We start from the raw sequence: 4,397 nt of genomic DNA on the forward strand, positions 1-4,397 counted from the left end.
TAGTATAAGGATACATATCTTCATAAACCTTACCGACCCTTAAACAAACTGATTTATAACCGCTTGGATTATAATAATCATTGTCATTTTGTATCAAAGTTTTATAATCGGTAAAATCGCACCCTGTCAGTAACGATAACATCAGTAAACTACTACCTAATATTAAGACTTTTTTGATTTGTGTTTTCATCAGTTATTACCTGTTAGTTAAAATTTGTTAATCGATTCTGTCACTGCTTCGGCTTATGGCTCGTATCAGCTGTATATTGGTATGACAGTAAGTATGGAAACACTTTTTTACCCTGTTCATCCACTTTCCCCGTTGGCCAATATTGAACGGTGCAAATCACTTCAAACTGACCAGTTACCCGCCCTACTAGTTGGTTTATCATAAATAAACCGATATTTGGCGCTTTTGGCTTGGTCGTTGTAACCTCTGTGGTGGCGCTGTCTGCTGGTGTTGCCGCTTTTTCCTGCGATGTTTTAATATCGATACCCATCACTTGCTGCATGGCATACCAATTTTTAACCGTATTTCCCAATTCTTGGGGTTTAGGTTGAAAGTAGTTATAAGCCTCCCCTTCCACATTCCTTATCATATTTTTATTAACCAGTTTAAAATAGGCTGGATTGTATTGTATCGGTTTAATACTTAATTCCTTTTTACCATGACTAACTTCTAATATGGTCTCTTGTGGTTCACCACGGTGGCGGATGGTGACTGTTCCTTCAAATTTCGCTTTATCTTCCACAAAGTCAGGCAGTTGCATCACTAAGTTTAGATTGTACAATTTACTGTTTGAGGTTTTATTTATTGCCTCTACCACTTCACGTTGGTCATCGGTTCCCCAAACGATTCCCGTGACTTTAGTGGGCGCACTATTTTTTAGATTTTGTTGACCTTCTTTCCCCAAATCGCTTGCATTCACTTCATGGTGGGCGGTTTGGCAAAGTCCTTTTCGGGATGCCAAATAAAAATCTTGCTCGGATAGGTAGTTGCCCGTATCACTAATGGGGTAAGGTGGGTATAAGTCATTGCGAGCTAGGTTGCCAAATATGGAGCGGTTTATCCATTTGTCCATTTCGTCCCATTGGCTACCGTCGTCGTAAGTGCCAAATAGAAAATTAAGAATAAATGGCGCTAAAACTAAAACCAGCCCCCATGGTCCAGACAACGCAAACGATAACCCCAATCCGGCTATTGCAAAACCAATACAAGAACTGACCATAAAACTAACGGCGCCAACATCACCCCGGGCTAATGCTTTATTGGCACGACAGATATCACTTAAGCTATCCACCAATGCCAATACTTTACCTGCTGCGCCAACAAAGTTCCCAGCTTTACCTAGCTTATTGAGTACTTTTAATAAGCTTTCGTTACGTTCACCAAAAAGAGCCGCCAGTTTGATGCCGGAGATTGCCGCTTCAGATGCCGTTAGGGCTATATCTAAATAAGTCCTAAATAAGGCTTTTGATACTTTATCAATTAAGACTGAATCGGTTAGTGTGCTCAGTTTTTCCTGTAAATTCTTAATTTGAATATGCTGATAAGCTAACGTCAATACATTAACAATACCCGTCGCTGAGGTGTCTAATACAGTGCTTCGCCACTGGCTTTCTGCTTTCAATTTAGCTGATTGCAATTCATCATAACTAATTACATGGGCTTCTTTAAACTTTTCTACTTTGGCTGTGCCCTGACTGGTGGTCATGGTGCTTTCAAAGTTGAGCTGCTGTGCATCACAACCAAAGGTCATGAGTAAATTAAGCTCTACGTGTTGTCCTTGTGCTTTTTTAATGTCTAGACTTTTTAAAACAAATTTTTCTTGGGTTGCAAAATAACGACCTTGAATTTTTTTCCCTGCTGAGGTAACAAGTTTGCCGCCTCGCTCCGTTGGGAAGACCACTTTGGCGCTATTGCCTAAGGTGTCTAAAAATGCCTGCAAATTACTTACCGGTACCTTTACGGTGTATTGTTTATGCGTTGCGGTGGTAAACATATTCATTGCTTGGATTAGGTGCTTGTCAGCAATGGCGGTATTTAGCTTGTAAGTTGAATTGTGGGATAACGTTTTGACTATGTTGGTCATTGAGAGCTTAACCAGCTCTTCAGTTAAGTAAGCCCCTACGGTGACATTTTCTTTAATTTTTAAGTTCATTATCGGGTCGGCTAAATCTAACACCGTTTTTATGCCCGATAGCGGGTTGGCAACCTCGGTTGTTTGTGCTTCACTATTTGTGTCATTTTTTGCTAATATCGCTTTTACTTCGGCCGTTAGTTGTTTGTCAGCTTCGCTCACATTACCAGAGGCAACATTAAATAGGGTATAGCTTCCTTCTTTGCCCTCAATGAAATGATGATAAATACTCGTTTCATTATTTATTAATAGTGTCCATAACTCCGCTTGTTTGTCTAAATAAAGACTGCCAATAAAATCATTATCTAAAATAATATGTAAACTTGATAAAGCATTTAGATGCCGGTCTGAGGTATCTGGGGCACATTCGTCTAACCAAAATGGCAGGGTGTTTTTTTCACCAAATAGCCATAACACATAATTGAAGTAATCGTTAGAGACCTTTTCCACATAGGTAACTAAATTTTGGTACAGTGTTTTATTTAATGCGTGGTATTGACTATAAGAAGCTTCGTTTAACCGTTTGGATTCTTTTTTACTCCAAGCTTCATCCCTTCGCCATTCGGCAAGGATATTTTTAGCATTGGGGTACCTGACAACAACAACATCATAGTCATCACCATGGATAGGGCTATCGCTATTTTGTTTATAAAGCGCTAAGATTTTCTGTTTTTGCTCAGCGCTAATCTTAACTCGTTGATAATCGCCTAATGGCGGATTGTTGGTTGAATATCCAACCCCTTTATTACTTAGGTACCTAAAATAAAAATACTTGGCTGTTAAGCTCATGGCTGCTTCATAAGCTACGCCATTTAACGGTAAGCCATTTTCTGCGGCAAATTCACGCTCACCAATAACATCTAACACGGTAATTTCATCAAGGTAAATCTGGTCTGGTGTACCGGTGTTGGGTCTCATGTTTGGGTTATAGTGATTTTTTAGCTCATCTATTGCCGCCCTTCTTTTTCTGAGCGTTAATTCATCTTTATTTACTGAATCTTTATAAAACGCAAATAAAATACATTCCGATGCCTCGGTGGGTTGATGATTTATTTTTAAGATATCTTTATAACTTTCTATGCTGTTATATTGATTACGGGCATAGCTTGTTTCGGGTTTAAAGTAAAGAAAAGGTCTATCATTGTTTGCTTGTGATTGTTGCTTGCTAAAATAATTTTGAATTGCTTTGGTTCGTGGACCGACTAAATTTGCGGCTATTTTTGTACGTACGTTGTTCTCAGATTTATGCTCTAACCAACCCTGAGGCGGGGTGCTAAATCGTAAATAGCTAGGGGTGCTATTAATCTCTTTATACTGCTGGTTATAACTGAGATCTAAAATATTTTCAGCATAAAACGATTTGATGATATCAGGGTCGATATCGTTGCCTATTTCGTCTTTACCTTCAAGAATAATTTTCTCGGTGGTTTTACCCAAATTTGCGCTTAATCTTTTTTGTAAAGCAATCACCTGTTCTTGACTGCGACCCGCTAATCCATTGACTATCGGCGCTAATAGCTGTCTGCGTTGGACTGAAAGCTCTTCGGCTAGTCCAAAGCTGTCTTCCACCAGTATTACCCCAATTTCATCGGTTTTGTAATTTGAATGCTCTCGTGCTTCACTTCGATAGCTGTTTATGGTTTGTTCAAATTCTTTATGCACGCCACCGACCGCTTTTCTTAATGAGTTAAAATGGCTAGCCGTGCAAAATAAGGTGCTAAAATGACGCAGTACTTCTTCAGTGGTGTTGTTAATTAAATCGTCTAAATTCACTTTTTGGGCATAAAACACCCCTTTGCCTATCTCTTTATTGGCTGAGGTATTTAGTGCCGTTGTTTTTGCTTTTAATGATTTTTGATATGCCGTTTGTTGTTCTGTATCAAAATAGTCAAGTACTTCTTTATCGCTGCATTCAAGTTCAAGCAAGTAACGTTCTTGTGTGCCTGTATGCATAAAGTCGTTAAATGAAAAACTGCGTTTTTGAGATGCCGCCATCTCTTCTGGTTTGGTTTGGGTTAAATCAATTTCAGTAAAACGCTGTTTGCGTTTGTCTTCGTTTTGACGATAATATTCAACCGTTTTTTTATCCCAACGGTAAGAACTGTAGGCTACCCACGCTTTGTCATAAATTTTATTGTCTATTGTGATAAATTTCGCTTTAAATTGATGCCCTTCTTCAATACACGATGTTGGTAGCGCTTTGGGGCGTGAACCTTTGACGTTTCTAAACTCTCTTAAGCGAAAAGCACCTGAATT

General features: G+C 39.0%; 2 protein-coding genes. Both read right to left on the reverse strand.

Going from position 1 to position 4,397, the window contains the following annotated elements; genetic code table 11:
• The coding region (locus tag A9G48_RS02245; RefSeq protein WP_141672941.1) for a hypothetical protein at positions 1 to 190 on the reverse strand (190 nt) is incomplete at its 3' end.
• Between the two features lie 40 nt (positions 191 to 230).
• The coding region (locus A9G48_RS11500; RefSeq protein WP_176701988.1) for a toxin VasX at positions 231 to 4,397 on the reverse strand (4,167 nt) is incomplete at its 5' end.

The organism is Gilliamella sp. wkB18, assembly GCF_001690875.1.
Taxonomy (GTDB): domain Bacteria; phylum Pseudomonadota; class Gammaproteobacteria; order Enterobacterales; family Orbaceae; genus Gilliamella; species Gilliamella apicola_A.